Origin of the sequence: Paenibacillus sp. BSR1-1 (assembly GCF_030403775.1) — a bacterium.
GTDB lineage: Bacteria > Bacillota > Bacilli > Bacillales > Cytobacillaceae > Neobacillus.
Genome location: NZ_JAQMWQ010000002.1, coordinates 197,264 through 210,123, shown reverse-complemented (window position 1 = coordinate 210,123; position 12,860 = coordinate 197,264). Strand labels below are relative to the sequence as shown.

Annotated in this window: 16 protein-coding genes; 6 read left to right on the top strand and 10 right to left on the bottom strand. The window is 38.4% G+C overall.

Going from position 1 to position 12,860, the window contains the following annotated elements; translation table 11 throughout:
* The first annotated feature begins 194 nt into the window (after positions 1 to 194).
* Positions 195 to 2,021 (top strand): potassium transporter KimA, encoded by a 1,827-nt coding sequence (gene kimA, locus PH210_RS04260; protein WP_289983315.1) that lies wholly within the window; start codon positions 195 to 197, stop codon positions 2,019 to 2,021.
* Positions 2,022 to 2,118: 97 nt separating this feature from the next.
* On the opposite strand, the gene PH210_RS04255 is transcribed toward kimA, so the two are convergent.
* Together PH210_RS04255 and PH210_RS04250 are read right to left on the bottom strand one after the other, a co-directional pair.
* Positions 2,119 to 2,493, bottom strand: a complete 375-nt coding sequence (locus PH210_RS04255; RefSeq protein ID WP_289983314.1) for a nuclear transport factor 2 family protein — start codon at positions 2,491 to 2,493, stop codon at positions 2,119 to 2,121.
* Between the two features lie 166 nt (positions 2,494 to 2,659).
* Positions 2,660 to 2,842, bottom strand: coding sequence for a Fur-regulated basic protein FbpA (locus tag PH210_RS04250; protein WP_289983313.1), 183 nt, complete (start codon positions 2,840 to 2,842; stop codon positions 2,660 to 2,662).
* A gap of 249 nt (positions 2,843 to 3,091) precedes the next feature.
* Here PH210_RS04250 and PH210_RS04245 point away from each other — a divergent pair, with 249 nt between their 5' ends.
* The gene (locus PH210_RS04245; RefSeq protein ID WP_289983312.1) at positions 3,092 to 4,012 is read left to right on the top strand and encodes a hypothetical protein; all 921 of its coding nucleotides are present in this window, start codon (positions 3,092 to 3,094) and stop codon (positions 4,010 to 4,012) included.
* A gap of 5 nt (positions 4,013 to 4,017) precedes the next feature.
* The gene (locus tag PH210_RS04240; protein WP_289983311.1) at positions 4,018 to 4,752 is read left to right on the top strand and encodes an SH3 domain-containing protein; all 735 of its coding nucleotides are present in this window, start codon (positions 4,018 to 4,020) and stop codon (positions 4,750 to 4,752) included.
* Between the two features lie 525 nt (positions 4,753 to 5,277).
* On the opposite strand, the gene PH210_RS04235 is transcribed toward PH210_RS04240, so the two are convergent.
* The 3 genes from PH210_RS04235 to PH210_RS04225 form a co-directional block, all read right to left on the bottom strand.
* Positions 5,278 to 6,306: a threonine aldolase family protein gene (locus tag PH210_RS04235; RefSeq protein WP_289983310.1), complete on the bottom strand. Its 1,029-nt coding sequence runs from the start codon at positions 6,304 to 6,306 to the stop codon at positions 5,278 to 5,280.
* 37 nt (positions 6,307 to 6,343) lie between these two features.
* Positions 6,344 to 6,676: a nuclear transport factor 2 family protein gene (locus PH210_RS04230; protein ID WP_289983309.1), complete on the bottom strand. Its 333-nt coding sequence runs from the start codon at positions 6,674 to 6,676 to the stop codon at positions 6,344 to 6,346.
* 273 nt (positions 6,677 to 6,949) lie between these two features.
* On the bottom strand, positions 6,950 to 7,153 hold the full coding sequence (locus tag PH210_RS04225; RefSeq protein WP_289983307.1) for a Fur-regulated basic protein FbpA: 204 nt from the start codon (positions 7,151 to 7,153) through the stop codon (positions 6,950 to 6,952).
* Between the two features lie 290 nt (positions 7,154 to 7,443).
* Between PH210_RS04225 and PH210_RS04220 the strand changes: the two genes are divergently transcribed.
* Positions 7,444 to 8,367, top strand: coding sequence for an MBL fold metallo-hydrolase (locus tag PH210_RS04220; protein WP_289983305.1), 924 nt, complete (start codon positions 7,444 to 7,446; stop codon positions 8,365 to 8,367).
* On the opposite strand, the gene PH210_RS04215 is transcribed toward PH210_RS04220, so the two are convergent.
* The 4 genes from PH210_RS04215 to PH210_RS04200 all read right to left on the bottom strand — a co-directional run bounded on the left by PH210_RS04215 (position 8,364) and on the right by PH210_RS04200 (position 11,253).
* Positions 8,364 to 9,155, bottom strand: coding sequence for a rhamnogalacturonan acetylesterase (locus tag PH210_RS04215; RefSeq protein WP_289983303.1), 792 nt, complete (start codon positions 9,153 to 9,155; stop codon positions 8,364 to 8,366). The genes PH210_RS04220 and PH210_RS04215 overlap by 4 nt on opposite strands.
* A gap of 88 nt (positions 9,156 to 9,243) precedes the next feature.
* Complete coding sequence (locus PH210_RS04210; RefSeq protein WP_223587679.1) at positions 9,244 to 9,387, bottom strand: hypothetical protein; 144 nt, start codon at positions 9,385 to 9,387, stop codon at positions 9,244 to 9,246.
* Between the two features lie 42 nt (positions 9,388 to 9,429).
* A complete protein-coding gene (locus PH210_RS04205) occupies positions 9,430 to 10,668 on the bottom strand; it encodes a GGDEF domain-containing protein (RefSeq protein ID WP_289983300.1) in 1,239 nt (412 codons plus the stop codon).
* A gap of 117 nt (positions 10,669 to 10,785) precedes the next feature.
* A complete protein-coding gene (locus PH210_RS04200; RefSeq protein ID WP_289983298.1) occupies positions 10,786 to 11,253 on the bottom strand; it encodes an SRPBCC family protein in 468 nt (155 codons plus the stop codon).
* A gap of 127 nt (positions 11,254 to 11,380) precedes the next feature.
* On the opposite strand from PH210_RS04200, the gene crcB (PH210_RS04195) reads away from it, so the two are divergent.
* Entirely contained in the window at positions 11,381 to 11,755 is a 375-nt protein-coding gene (crcB, locus tag PH210_RS04195) for a fluoride efflux transporter CrcB (RefSeq protein ID WP_289983297.1), read from the top strand.
* Between the two features lie 5 nt (positions 11,756 to 11,760).
* Entirely contained in the window at positions 11,761 to 12,111 is a 351-nt protein-coding gene (gene crcB, locus PH210_RS04190) for a fluoride efflux transporter CrcB (protein ID WP_289983759.1), read from the top strand.
* Positions 12,112 to 12,243: 132 nt separating this feature from the next.
* On the opposite strand, the gene PH210_RS04185 is transcribed toward crcB (PH210_RS04190), so the two are convergent.
* Positions 12,244 to 12,783, bottom strand: a complete 540-nt coding sequence (locus PH210_RS04185) for a hypothetical protein (protein ID WP_289983296.1) — start codon at positions 12,781 to 12,783, stop codon at positions 12,244 to 12,246.
* Positions 12,784 to 12,860: the final 77 nt, after the last annotated feature.

The window sequence follows — 12,860 nt, the reverse complement described above, 5'->3', positions numbered from 1 at the left end:
AGGTTATATTGATAAATATGTTACATATGTTAGGAAGAGCTTTATTTGCTCTTTGATGTATTTTTAGGAACAGTAAGTAAAATCTTAGTGTTCTTTTTTGCATTTGCGTATGATGATTTATAAAAGATTTTAGCGGGTAATATAATCCTATGGTTAAAAGCAGTTCAATTGCTTATATCTTACGGAGGTACTTTATGCGTTATTCCATGTTTAAACGAGCCTTAATTGGGAAGCCGCTGAAAACAAGTGAATTAGGCGAACAACGATTAGGTAAATTAAAAGCACTTGCCATTCTGTCATCCGATGCCCTTTCTTCTGTGGCATACGGCCCAGAACAAATTATCATTGTGTTATCTACTTTAGGTCTTATTGCTCTCTGGTATTCGATTCCGATTGGTGTAGGTGTCCTCATTCTTTTAGCAGCGCTAATTTTGTCCTATCGTCAAATTATCTACGCTTATCCTCATGGCGGGGGTGCCTATGTTGTCTCGAAAAGTAACTTGGGGAAAAATGCAGGATTAGTAGCAGGCGGTTCGTTATTAGTCGATTACATCTTAACAGTGGCCGTTAGTGTATCAGCTGGTACGGATGCGATTACATCGGCATTTCCTCTATTACATCCCTATAATGTGCCCATCGCTTCAGTCTTAGTTATTTTGATCACGATTTTGAATCTCAGAGGTATTACGGAATCAGCTTCTGTCCTTGCCTATCCCGTCTATATATTTGTCGTTGCGTTAGTTCTTCTGATTGTAGTGGGACTGTGGCAAATTGTTAGCGGACAGATTCCTTCCCATCTACATTCACCAATTGGGACAGCTGTACCTGGTATAAGTCTATTTTTACTATTGCGCGCCTTTTCATCAGGCTGCTCGGCTCTTACAGGAGTAGAGGCGGTTTCAAATGCTGTTCCGAATTTCAAGGAACCTGAAGCTAAAAATGCAGTTCATACTTTAATGATGATGGGCATCATTCTAGCGATACTTTTCACGGGAACGATGTTTTTAGCCTATTGGCTGGGGATCTCTCCTAAAGCAGAGGAAACGGTTGTTTCCCAAATGGCTTCTAAGGTTTTTGGGAGAAACTTCCTTTATTATTTTATCCAGGGAACTACGGCCCTTATTCTGGTACTAGCGGCGAATACAGGATTCTCAGCTTTCCCTCTGTTAGCGGTTAACTTCGCCACTGACAAATATATTCCAAGAATGTTCCTAAATCGTGGGGATCGGCTTGGCTATTCAAATGGAATCCTTACTCTAAGTGTGGCATCCATTATATTGATTGTCATCTTTAGAGGAGAAACAGAACAGCTTATTCCCCTTTATGCGGTAGGTGTCTTCATCCCATTCACACTGTCGCAAACAGGTATGATTGTGAAATGGATAAGAGAGAAACCTTCTGGCTGGCTATTGAAAATGACCATTAATCTAATTGGCGCACTAATTACTTTAACGGTTGTGATCATTTTCTTTATCACCAAATTTTCTCAAGTCTGGTATGTTCTCATCTTCTTACCGCTAATAGTCTTAGTGTGCCATCGGATTAAAAGGCATTATGATGCAGTAGGTGAGCAACTTAGAATTGCAACAGGTGATGATGCTCTTCCGTTAGAGGGCAACATTGTCATTGTCCCCGTTGCTGGGATTACCAAGGTTGTAGAAAACTCATTAAACTATGCGAAGTTAATCGGTGACTCCGTGATTGCCGTTTATGTAGCCTTTGACCGTGAAAGTGAAAAACAAATGGAGGAAAAATGGAAGGAATGGCAGCCAGATATTCGTCTTGTGACTTTGTATACATCCTACAGAAGCTTATTACGACCGATTGCACGCTTTATCGAAATTGTTGAGGAAAAGGCGAATGAACAAAAGTACACACTTACCGTATTGATTCCTCAATTTATTACGAAGAAAAGATGGCACGATATTTTGCATAACCAATCAAGCTTATTATTACGACTTTACCTCATATATCAAAAAAATGTGATTGTTTCTACCGTGCCATTTCGATTCAAAAAATAAAATGCAATTTTCGTAGTTGGTAAACAAAAAGGGATTCCAAAAGTTATTTTTGGAATCCCCTTTTTTCAGCTTCTAAGCTGTTACGATTTCATATGTATCAGAACACACCATTTTCATTGGGGGAATTTTCCGGTATAGGCTGACCTACATCCCATAACTCGACGATAAGATCGTTATGGAATCGAAAGATATGAACCACAGCTGCTCCAAGGTCCTCTTGCGTTTGCTTTACATGGGAGTGAACCACAACTGTATCACCCTCTTCGATGACGCGTTTTACCTCAAGGGTTTTGTTTGGATTCTTAGTGGCGTTTTCTTCCATTGCGAGCATAAGAGAATCAGCATCTCCACGGAAAAAGGCATTATGATGGCGGAAATCAGGGCCAATATTTTTACTGTATGCTTCGCGCACATCCCCCGATGCAACCATTTGTAAAAACGACACAGCCTTCTCTCTTAAAGAATTCTTCATTGCCATTCATCCTTTCTTATTAATAGTTTTCAAAGTTATGTAATTGTAGTTCCATTATATATCCAATTTTTTGAAATTACACCAACTTATAAGTATATAAAGAACAAAAGAAAAAGGGCCTGCGCCCCAAACCCTCATTTGCTCTTTTCCTTAAACCATCCAAATTTTATACCCATTGAATAGAGCCAAACTCACCATGCGGATGGTTTTGTAATTTATATTTCCTATACTCATTTTCTAATTTTGAAAGTGGCAGCGTTTGAAGCTGTTGATCTTCTTTGTTATAAACGTTTAAGAATATTAGTTTATTGATAAGTTTTTGCCGCTTTTTTTCATCGTTATTTCTCATCATAAACACTCCTTCAGTGTAACTTCCCTTGAATATAACAACCTTAAATTTGGTCCGAATTATTTCTTAATTTGATTAATTTTAATTATAAACTTACAATTCCTATCTGTAAAGTATGAATTAATATTTAACTCCCTCAATCCCCAATTTCTGCAAAGATATGGGGCTTTTCTTCCGATTGTCCGCATAGAATGTGGACAAGGGTAAGTGCTCTCCCAATGAAAATAGTTAACTGGAGGGAATGACTTCATGCAATTTATTGAAGATGTTAAAGAAGTGAAATTTAGCTTTTTGGAAAAACCGCCGGCGTCATCTATGACTTATGCCTTTGTTTATGTTAATAATCACAACAAATACTATGCCGTTAAAAATGGAGAGCGATTGTCACGTAGTGAATTGCGGATAGGTAAATATAAAAAAGTTTATACAGTCAATATGCAGCAGCATACCATCACTTACAAGGAGGAAGTCCCTTCAGCAACAAGAGGAAGAAGGTTTTCTGTCAATCTGTTTATCGATATTGCCGTTGAGCACCCTGAAAAATTAGTTCAACAAAATGCTGGAGAATTTGGCCACATTATTAACAATAACCTGCCCTTCTGGGTGGAGTCGGAAGCAAGATTTTATCCTATTGAAGAGGATCTTAGTTTTGCCCGGCATATTGAAGAATTTTTTCAAACCTCGCCACTAGTTAAGGTGTTAAGAGAGGCCGGAGTAGTTGTTCGAAATATTCGAGTTTTAATCAGGCAAAGTATTCGGGACCAAAGCCATGATGAGGCGATCGCCGATTTAGACCGGAACGCAGAATTATCTGCCTATCAAGAGGCTCTAGACTTGGAGGAAGCGCGCCGGATATCGGCCTCGATAAAAGAAGCCCTTCAAGCTGGAGATTTTATCACTGCAGGGAAGCTTGGGGAAAAAAATGAAATGGCCAAGCGGTTAGTGGAATCGGAGTTTAGCCAAAATCAAGCTTTCAAAAATGAGGTAAACAAACAACTTTTTAATTTGATCAATGATCAAAATATAGACCAGTTTGAGGCGGAACAAAGATTAGCCAAGTTAAAAAAATTATTCCCCTACCTCCCCGTCAATCAGGAAAACACCAATGAAAAAAAACAGATTAGTGGCCAAAAGAGAGAACTCCTATCTTATTTCAATAAAGGAGAGTAGCGATTGTGGAATCTATTTATAATCAGCTGTTTTGGATCTGGTCACTTACTTCCGTCCTGCCGGAATGGTTGCGCCTTTTTTTGGCCCTCTTTGTCCTCCTGCAGCTCGTGAGGCTGATTTTGTTGTACATTGTTCCTCCCTTCTTCAACTTGTTGTGCCGTTTGTTGAAAAAAATGCATTATCTCATTTCTTACCCCATCATGGCACTTCTTTGCACGATGCAAAGAAGCCGGAGAGAAGCAGGTAAAACTGGTATATCTGTTTGGATTGATTTCATCGAAGAAATGTTTGCCTTTTTCGAAAGATTTTTCAACAAAATGATTCAGCTTTTCAAGAAACGGAGAAGGAATAAGACAAGGATTAAAAGATGGACCTTCTATTCTGCTACAACTTTTGTAATTTTGCTCACTGCAGCCATCATGAACAATCCAAATCAGTGGTATACACAAAAATGGAAGAAAGCAGAGGTATGGTTAAACCAAGAACATGTGCCCAGACAAGCATCCTTGGCTTCCCCTCACCCCAAAGAATTCATTTTAAATAAGGAGTATAAAGAAGGCGGAAATATTCGGGAAGCACCCACACTAACTGCGCCACGCCTATACACGATTACAAATGGAGAAATCTTGCACTTTTTGAATGAAGAACAAATAGATTCCAAAGGAATTAAGTGGCTAAAAGTTCAAAGCGCAAACGGGGTCGAAGGCTGGATTTCAGCCTTGATTGTCAGGGAAAAATAATCACGATTTCACGCAATTCAAGGTTATTCGATGGATTCGCAGGAGAAATTGGTCACATGATCATTTCTCCTGGAATTTAAGACGAGAAACACTAAATTAATAACATGATAGATAGGTAAATGCATATAATTGAAAAAGCAAAAAAGAGGATTGCTATTTTAAAATTTCTCCAGAATTTTATACCGTAAGCACAAAAGAAGAGAGCCGCTGCCAATTTAGCAAAGCTCTGATAATAATCATTGTCCGCAAAAAATGAACTGCTAAAGGTAATTGAAATAATCAAAGTTGTAGAAATTAGTATTTTAAACCACAAAGGCTCATGTAGAAATTGTTTAATAATAAATTTTATCCGTTGCATGACTGTATTACTCCCTTCATGAACCGTTTATTTCTATTAAGCATATGGTGTGGTCTGCAAAAGTATCACTTACCTTTATGCCAGTATGTATTTAGTTGAAGGGGGTCTAATAAAATCCCACAAAAGAGCGTTAATCCTTCCTGGATTAACGCATTTTTTTATTGCTCTTATTTTTGAATTGTCCTCAGGTCATTAATAAATGCTGTAACAACTTCCTCTTTTGTTGCCCAGGACGTAACCAAGCGAATTGCAGAGTGATCTGAATCGACCTTTTCCCATATATGGAAAGAATAATTCCTTTGGAGCTCAGTAATTAAGTAATTAGGCAAGATGGGAAAAATTTGATTTGATGGTGAATGTGTTAGAAACTTGAAATTTGCATTAACCAGTTCCTGTTTTAACTTGTCAGCCATTATGTTTGCATTCATGGCTAGATCGAAAAAGAGATTTTCCCGGAATAGTTCAAGAAATTGGATCCCTAAAAGTCTTCCTTTCGCAAGTAACGCCCCTTTTTGCTTCAAATGGAACCGAAAATCTTCTTTCAATGATTCACGGCAAATGACCAATGCTTCACCAATGAGGGCTCCGTTCTTCGTTCCGCCAATATAGAAGGCATCCACAAGTGCGGCAATTTCATTTAATGTAAGGTCATTTTCAGTGGAGCAAAGTGCTGACCCTATTCTGGCGCCATCCATATACAATATCAGATTGTTCTTATGGCAAAATTCACTTAATTGCTCCAGCTCACTTTTCTTATAAATGGTTCCAATTTCAGTGGAATTGGATATGTATACAAGCTTCGGTTTCACCATATGTTCGTCTGTATGAAAATCAAGTATTTGCTTTATGTGCAAAGGGGTTAGTTTCCCATCATCGACTTCTACTGTTAGAATTTTATGCCCAGTTGCTTCAATCGCCCCTGTCTCATGTGTAAAAATATGACCGGTGTGTGCCGCAATAGCAGCCTCGTGTGGTCTTAGAAAGGATGAGATCGCGATAAGATTTGTTTGTGTCCCGCCGGCGATAAGGTGGATATCTATATACTCTCGACCGATTCTTTCCTTTAAAAGTTCTACTGCTTTTTGAGTGTAGCGATCTTCTCCGTAGCCATCCTCTTGCTCAAAATTGGTTTCGATTAAAGCATTCAATATTCTAGGATGTGCCCCTTCACTGTAATCGTTCTTAAAACTGTACATTTGATGTCCTCCCATTAAAATATGTATTCTCTCGATTTTATTCCCTAATAAACCAAACCTTAGAAATTAAGTCATCCTTCACTTCATAAATAGCCATTAAGCTTGTGCTTTCACCTGTAAGTCCGTTGGTTGCGATCTCCCAGTCAATTACCTTGTTTCCAACTATGGAACGGTTTTTGATTTCGGCGAACATTTTCTTTTTGAAGGTCTCTGTATATCTTTCAATTAGTGCCTGCTTGCCGCTTAATGTTACTGTGTTATTCGGGAAGGTCAACACGGTAATGTCATCTGAGTAAGTGCTTGCAAATCCTTCTAAATCCTGATTATTGTAAAATTCAATTTGTTTTTGTACAACTTTTTCAATCGGCATATACTAAACTCCTTTTAAATTCTTTAATGATATTAACATAATATCATAATCTCCAAAATTATATCTGAACGCAACAAAAGCCGGTTTTTCTAATACCGGCTTTTGTGCATTAATTTAAGGATCTGTTAAACTTAGTTGTTGATTTGCGCTCCAGGAAGGAGCTTCCCTTTCCGCGGGCGTGCCGGGGAGACCCCGTACTCCCGCAGGAGTCTTCGCTCCTTCCGCTCCAATCACCAGTGTTAAATATCAACGATGCCCTTTTACATAGCCTTATTAAAAAGTTTGAGAAGCTTTCCCAGCACTTGAATTTGGTTGAATCCAAATTACCTGTTTCAATTGAACATATTCTTCTTCAAGGTCTTGCAGTGTCCATTCATAAAGATGCTTATTATTTTTCTTAAAAACCCCTAATTTAAGGAGTTCATCGATTAGATGTTGCCTTTTTTGCTGGCAAGCATTTCGAAGATTATTTTTCAAAACGAAAAACCTCCTAGTTTGCTTTTGGGATTTTACTGTGAAAATTGCTTAGAATAGAACGACGAAAGAACTAAAAAATATTCATTTTTTAAAAAATATTGTTTCAACTCCTTCCCACAAATGCCATTGTAATTCCTTAAATTAGAAAAAATTGTCGATTTGACACCTATTTATCGATTCTTAAACAAAATGTTATTTAGACTTAATAAATGAAATATTTTTGATGGACCCCCTATTTCCTGTTATAATCAAGCAAAATTCATTTTTGCGAACATATAATAGGTGATTACATGCGAAAAAAATATGCTAATTTAGAGAATGTCAGTACAAACAAAACGTTTAAAGACATGATGAGATGGCAAAGAGAACGAAAAAGCAAGGTAAAGGATTTATCGGTAAATATTGAGCAAAGTGAAAGTAAAATGGTTAAAGAACTACAGGAAAATCGAAATAAAACCACTTATACTTGGATCGGTCATTCGACTTTTCTGATTCAATTAAATGGAATCAATATTTTAACGGATCCTGTATGGGCAAATCGGATGGGGTTTCAAAAGAGATTAACCCCGCCTGGAATCCCGTTGACAGACATGCCCGAAATAGATGTCGTGATCATTTCTCATGGCCATTACGACCACTTGGACTTTCCAACGATTAAGCAGCTAAAAGGGAATCCTCAATTTTTTGTACCAATCGGATTAAAATCCCTATTTCTCAAAAAAGGTTTTCATCGTGTCACGGAATTGAATTGGTGGGAAAATGTTAAGCATGCAGGACTTACTTTCCACTTTGTGCCTGCTCAGCATTGGACACGAAGAACGGCAACAGATATGAATACGTCCCATTGGGGCGGCTGGATTATCCAGAATCAATCAGAGACGTTTTATTTTGTTGGAGATACAGGCTATTTCACGGGCTTTAAGGAAATAGGAGATCGCTTTCACATCGATACGGTGTTTATGCCAATTGGGGCTTATGAGCCAGAGTGGTTTATGGCGGCATCCCATATCTCGCCCGAAGATAGTGTTACAGCTTTTTTAGAATTAAAAGCAAAATTGTTTGTTCCGATGCATTATGGTGCCTACCGGTTGGCCGATGATACTGGCCCCGAAGCGTTAGAGCGGTTATATCGTGAATGGGAAAAAAAGCAATTACCAAAGGAGCAATTAAGGGTATTATTGATCGGGGAAACTGTAAATTACGGAGGCTTTTAATAGCCTCCGTTTTTTAATATATTTTTTTGTAGAGGCAGGTTAAGCCCAGCAATTCCCTCTGCAACCAGTTTGGCGATTTCCCTTGCACCCTTTTCTTGAAAATGAACCGGATCCTGTACACCACCAGGGTAATTTGGATGTTCTCCAGCATCCAGGAATAAAAAAAGCTCCTTAGTTTTTTCTGGTCCAAGTTGTTGATAAAGTGCCATACTTTTTGACGTCAGATCAATGACAGGGACATTCTCCATTCTGCCAACCTCCTTCATGGCATCAGGATACTGTCCGTGTGTGGACAAAGCCTTTCCGTCAATGGAGAAATTCTTTCTTTCGACCGGTGTTACAAGAATTGGGATGGCCCCTTTATTTCGTGCGCCGTCAATATATTCTTTTAAAAAACGTTGATAGGAAGTGGCAGGGTCTGTATAACGGGATAGATCATAGCTTTTTTCATCGTTATGTCCGAATTGAATGAGCAAATAATCTCCCTTATGAATTTGTTTTAAAATTCTGCGTAACCGCCCTTCGTTAATAAAACTTTTCGTACTTCTTCCCGGGACGGCTTCATTTTTCACGATGATTTGCTCATCAAACATTTGAGGGAGCATTTGCCCCCACCCAGCCCTCGGTGCCCGATTGCTGGTATAATTTGCAACAGTGGAATCGCCGGCGAGATACACTGTTATCCTGCTATTTTGTTTGGCTATTGATTTATAGGTTTTTAACCCGCTAAATATTAACAATATGACTGTTAACATTAAAATACCATGCAGGTACCATTTCTTTTTCAAAGTTTCTCCTCCTGATGCTTAAGCGCATGATAAAAACCTTCAATTATATGAAGGTTTTAGCCAGCTTATTATCTTAGCAAAAATTATCTCACGTTGTTGTCTCATTTTCATAAGCAATTACGACTACTTTTTTATGGGCTTGCTCACTTAATTTTTCTTCAAGTGATTGAATTTCATTTATTAATTGTGGTGAAAGTGAAGCTGCAACATATTCTTTTGTTTCATTTGTCATGGTTACACCCCCTCTTTAATTATAGTGTTTGACTTTCGATTTTTATATATGTATGAGCTCATTTTTTGCTGATAATTGATTTCGACCGTGCTGTTTGGATTGAAGCAATAATTGGTCGGCATAAATATACCCCTTCTCCATGGATATATTTTCGGTTACATCATAAAAGTAAAGGCCGAAGGATGCTGTATAGGGGATTGATACGTTTTCTCCATTAAACTCTGCAAGAACCTGACTGTTTTCAACACCTTGTCTTATTTTTTCCACAAAAGCCACCGTTTGATCATAATCTCGATTTCTCAAGAAAAGTGTAAATTCTTCCCCTCCGCTTCTGAATAAAAAATCACCCTGATTAAGATAGCTATTTAAGGTTGCAGCAAAATGCTGGATTACCCTGTCACCGACTGCGTGGTTATAAGTGTCATTGATGATTTTGAATTTGTCCAAGTCAGTGACCACAATCCCAATTGGTTCATTTCCTTGATTTAACTCTGCCATCTTTTTATCCATAAGGGCACGATTGGAAATACCTGTTAAAAAATCAGTATAAGCCATTTGTTCAAATTGGTCTCGTTCCAGCTTGTTTTGCAGGTATTGAGCTTTTTCAATAAAAGAGTGATTAACCAAATAATTCAAAATAAAGAAGCTGATCAATATTTCCCAATTTCCTTCCTGAAGGAAGACAAATAACATTCCGTTTGTGAACGAGATTTTCCCCAAATCGGGAATACTTCTGCTTTTAAAAAAATGAAAGACCTCCTCCCGCGATTTTATTTCCCCTAAGTAGTAGAAGATGATCGTGAGGAAGGTATCTGATATAACAGCGTTAATTGTTGCCAGAAAAAACATTAAAATCCAAAAGCCAAATGGTATCGCTTGAAAATATTGTTGTAAGGATTGGAACACATAATAGGAAATAGTATTTTGAAATACAAACGATCCGACGTTATAAAAAATGTGCTCGAATTCATCCGGATCTGCGGTTTTGGTGATTTTTTTATAAAAATAATTGCTAAATCGGTAGATCGATTCGAAAATAAGTATTCCTAACGGCCCGGAGAACATGACAAAGGACAAACTGTAGTTCATTCCATAATCAAGTGTCACATTTCCTTTTCGGCTCATGGTACGTAAATGAAAATAAAGCGTACTAAAAAACCAATACAGGATCACTGCCTTGATGAAAAATGTGTTTTGGAGTGGAACACGATTTGACCAGAACGCCAAGGCCGCAGCGGCAATGAATAATATGTATATGAATATTCTTGCCCTATTCGTCAAAGTCCCCCTCCTTTCGAAGTGCCGTTTGAATTCGTCTATGTCTAGAATCCCCTTGTTTTTAGAATACAATCGTTTTTTTAATTTAAGCAAAATAAAGAAGCAGCTGATCGGAGACCATCATCTGCTTCTTTTTTTCAAGAGATAAATTCTCTTTTTGATTTCTTTCTCCATTTTTTGAAAAAAGTTTTCCAAACTCTTATCAGCGGTTCCGTCTAATATACGCTTGCTTGCTAAGGCAAGTGCTCCAGTTATCTCTGCTTCAGCCATAAATGAAAGGCTGGTACCTCTCTGATTTTCTGTAATATGCAGAACTCCATTACCACTTATCTCACCAAGGTTCCCTTTTCCCTTTACATGGAGTCGGTAGGATGAAGCTGAATTCTCTTCTATCGTGTAGATTTCCAGCTTAAACATATCCTTAATTGGTCCTAATTGAATTTCAATTTCAGCCAGGTAATTTCCAGTCGATCTTTCTTCAAAAAAACGGCATCCAGGGAGTGAGTTTCTAAGTACATTTTCATCCTTAATATATTTCCATACAATAGACCTAGGTAATTCAAAGGAATGATCGTAATTGATTTTCAAGCGTACTCCTCCTCCATTGGCTTTTATTCATTTATTTATATTCAAATGGAGTTTGTATTGTTAATTGAGACGAAATGAGTTTAAAATTAGTTGGTGCAGTCTTTTATAGAGGAGGTAAAAATTCGCTTTGATCTATCTTTTTGTAGGTATAGCTGGTTCATTAGGTGCAATATTAAGATATCTCATTGGAATGACCTTTTATACGAATAGCACTTTTCCATTCGCAACTCTACTGATTAATTTATTTGGAAGTTTTTTATTGGCCTGGCTAACGACCAATTTTTTCAAGAAGTTCTCTTTCTCACCTCAGATATCCACTGTGATCGGAACTGGCTTTGTCGGTTCTTTTACCACTTTTTCAACTCTCAGTGTGGAAACCGTTAAAATGTTTCAATCCGGAAATATGTTACTGGGTGTTCTTTATGTTTTTGTCAGTATTATTGGAGGATTATTTATGAGCCGAATAGGATTTAAGGTCAATACCGAGGTGGATAAATCGTGACAATCATGCATTTGTTAATAGTTGGATTTGGTGGTTTTCTCGGGGCGAATGCTCGATATTCCATAAGTAAACGATTAAATCACGAATCTGCCTTACCATTGGGAACCTTGACGGTTAATTTATCGGGTGCATTTCTTTTAGGTGTAATCACTGGCGCGAAAGCTGATATCATAATTGTATTATTATTTGGAACTGGATTTATGGGCGCTTATACAACCTTCTCGACTCTGAAATTAGAAATGCTAAAGTTATTCTTTAAAAAAAATAAAAAGGACTTTATCCTTTATACCATCGTAACTTATGGAGCAGGCATAACACTGGCTTATTTTGGGTTTTTGGTTGGAAGTTTTTTTTAAGGTGATGAATACGCAAATTGGAACAACCTTCCCAAAATGGATTTAGGAAGGTTTTTGTATGCATGTTTTAGTTTTAAAAAATTACTTAACTTGTTTGGAAATCAGGTTAAAGCTTCAATCAACAACAAGACTTTACATTCCCATGCCTGGCATTCCACTCATTCCAGTGCCTGGGGAACCGCTCATTCCCATACCTGGCATTCCACTCATGCCCATACCTGGAAAGCTGCCCATTCCCATACCTGGCATTCCGCTCATGCCCATGCCTGGAAAGCTGCCCATTCCCATACCTGGCATTCCGCTCATGCCCGCGCCCGGAAAGCCGCCCATTCCCATGCCTGGCATTCCGCTCATGCCCGTGCCTGGAAAGCCGCCCATTCCCATGCCTGGCATTCCGCTCGTACCCATGCCTGGAAAGCCGCCCATTCCCATGCCCGGCATTCCACTCATGCCCATGCCTGGCATTCCGCTCATGCCTCCCATACTTGGCATTCCGCTCATGCCCATACCTGGCATTCCGCTCATACCTCCCATACCTGGCATTCCGCTCATACCTCCCATACCTGGCATTCCGCTCATACCTCCCATACTTGGCATTCCGCTCATGCCCATACCTGGCATTCCGCTCATACCCATACCTGGGAAGCCACTCATACCCATTCCTGATGTCATGTTTTCACCTACTTTCACTATATATACTATGATTTTTATAAAATTGGGAGCTTATTTTCTTCTAAAATTAGGCAGAT

Bases quoted from the DNA above. Each gene is read 5' to 3' on its own strand.
- kimA (WP_289983315.1), top strand. From the start codon at position 195: ATGCGTTATTCCATGTTTAAACGAGCCTTAATTGGGAAGCCGCTGAAA.
- PH210_RS04255 (WP_289983314.1), bottom strand. From the start codon at position 2,493: ATGAAGAATTCTTTAAGAGAGAAGGCTGTGTCGTTTTTACAAATGGTT.
- PH210_RS04250 (WP_289983313.1), bottom strand. From the start codon at position 2,842: ATGAGAAATAACGATGAAAAAAAGCGGCAAAAACTTATCAATAAACTA.
- PH210_RS04245 (WP_289983312.1), top strand. From the start codon at position 3,092: ATGCAATTTATTGAAGATGTTAAAGAAGTGAAATTTAGCTTTTTGGAA.
- PH210_RS04235 (WP_289983310.1), bottom strand. From the start codon at position 6,306: ATGTACAGTTTTAAGAACGATTACAGTGAAGGGGCACATCCTAGAATA.
- PH210_RS04230 (WP_289983309.1), bottom strand. From the start codon at position 6,676: ATGCCGATTGAAAAAGTTGTACAAAAACAAATTGAATTTTACAATAAT.
- PH210_RS04220 (WP_289983305.1), top strand. From the start codon at position 7,444: ATGCGAAAAAAATATGCTAATTTAGAGAATGTCAGTACAAACAAAACG.
- PH210_RS04210 (WP_223587679.1), bottom strand. From the start codon at position 9,387: ATGACAAATGAAACAAAAGAATATGTTGCAGCTTCACTTTCACCACAA.
- crcB (WP_289983759.1), top strand. From the start codon at position 11,761: ATGCATTTGTTAATAGTTGGATTTGGTGGTTTTCTCGGGGCGAATGCT.
- PH210_RS04185 (WP_289983296.1), bottom strand. From the start codon at position 12,783: ATGACATCAGGAATGGGTATGAGTGGCTTCCCAGGTATGGGTATGAGC.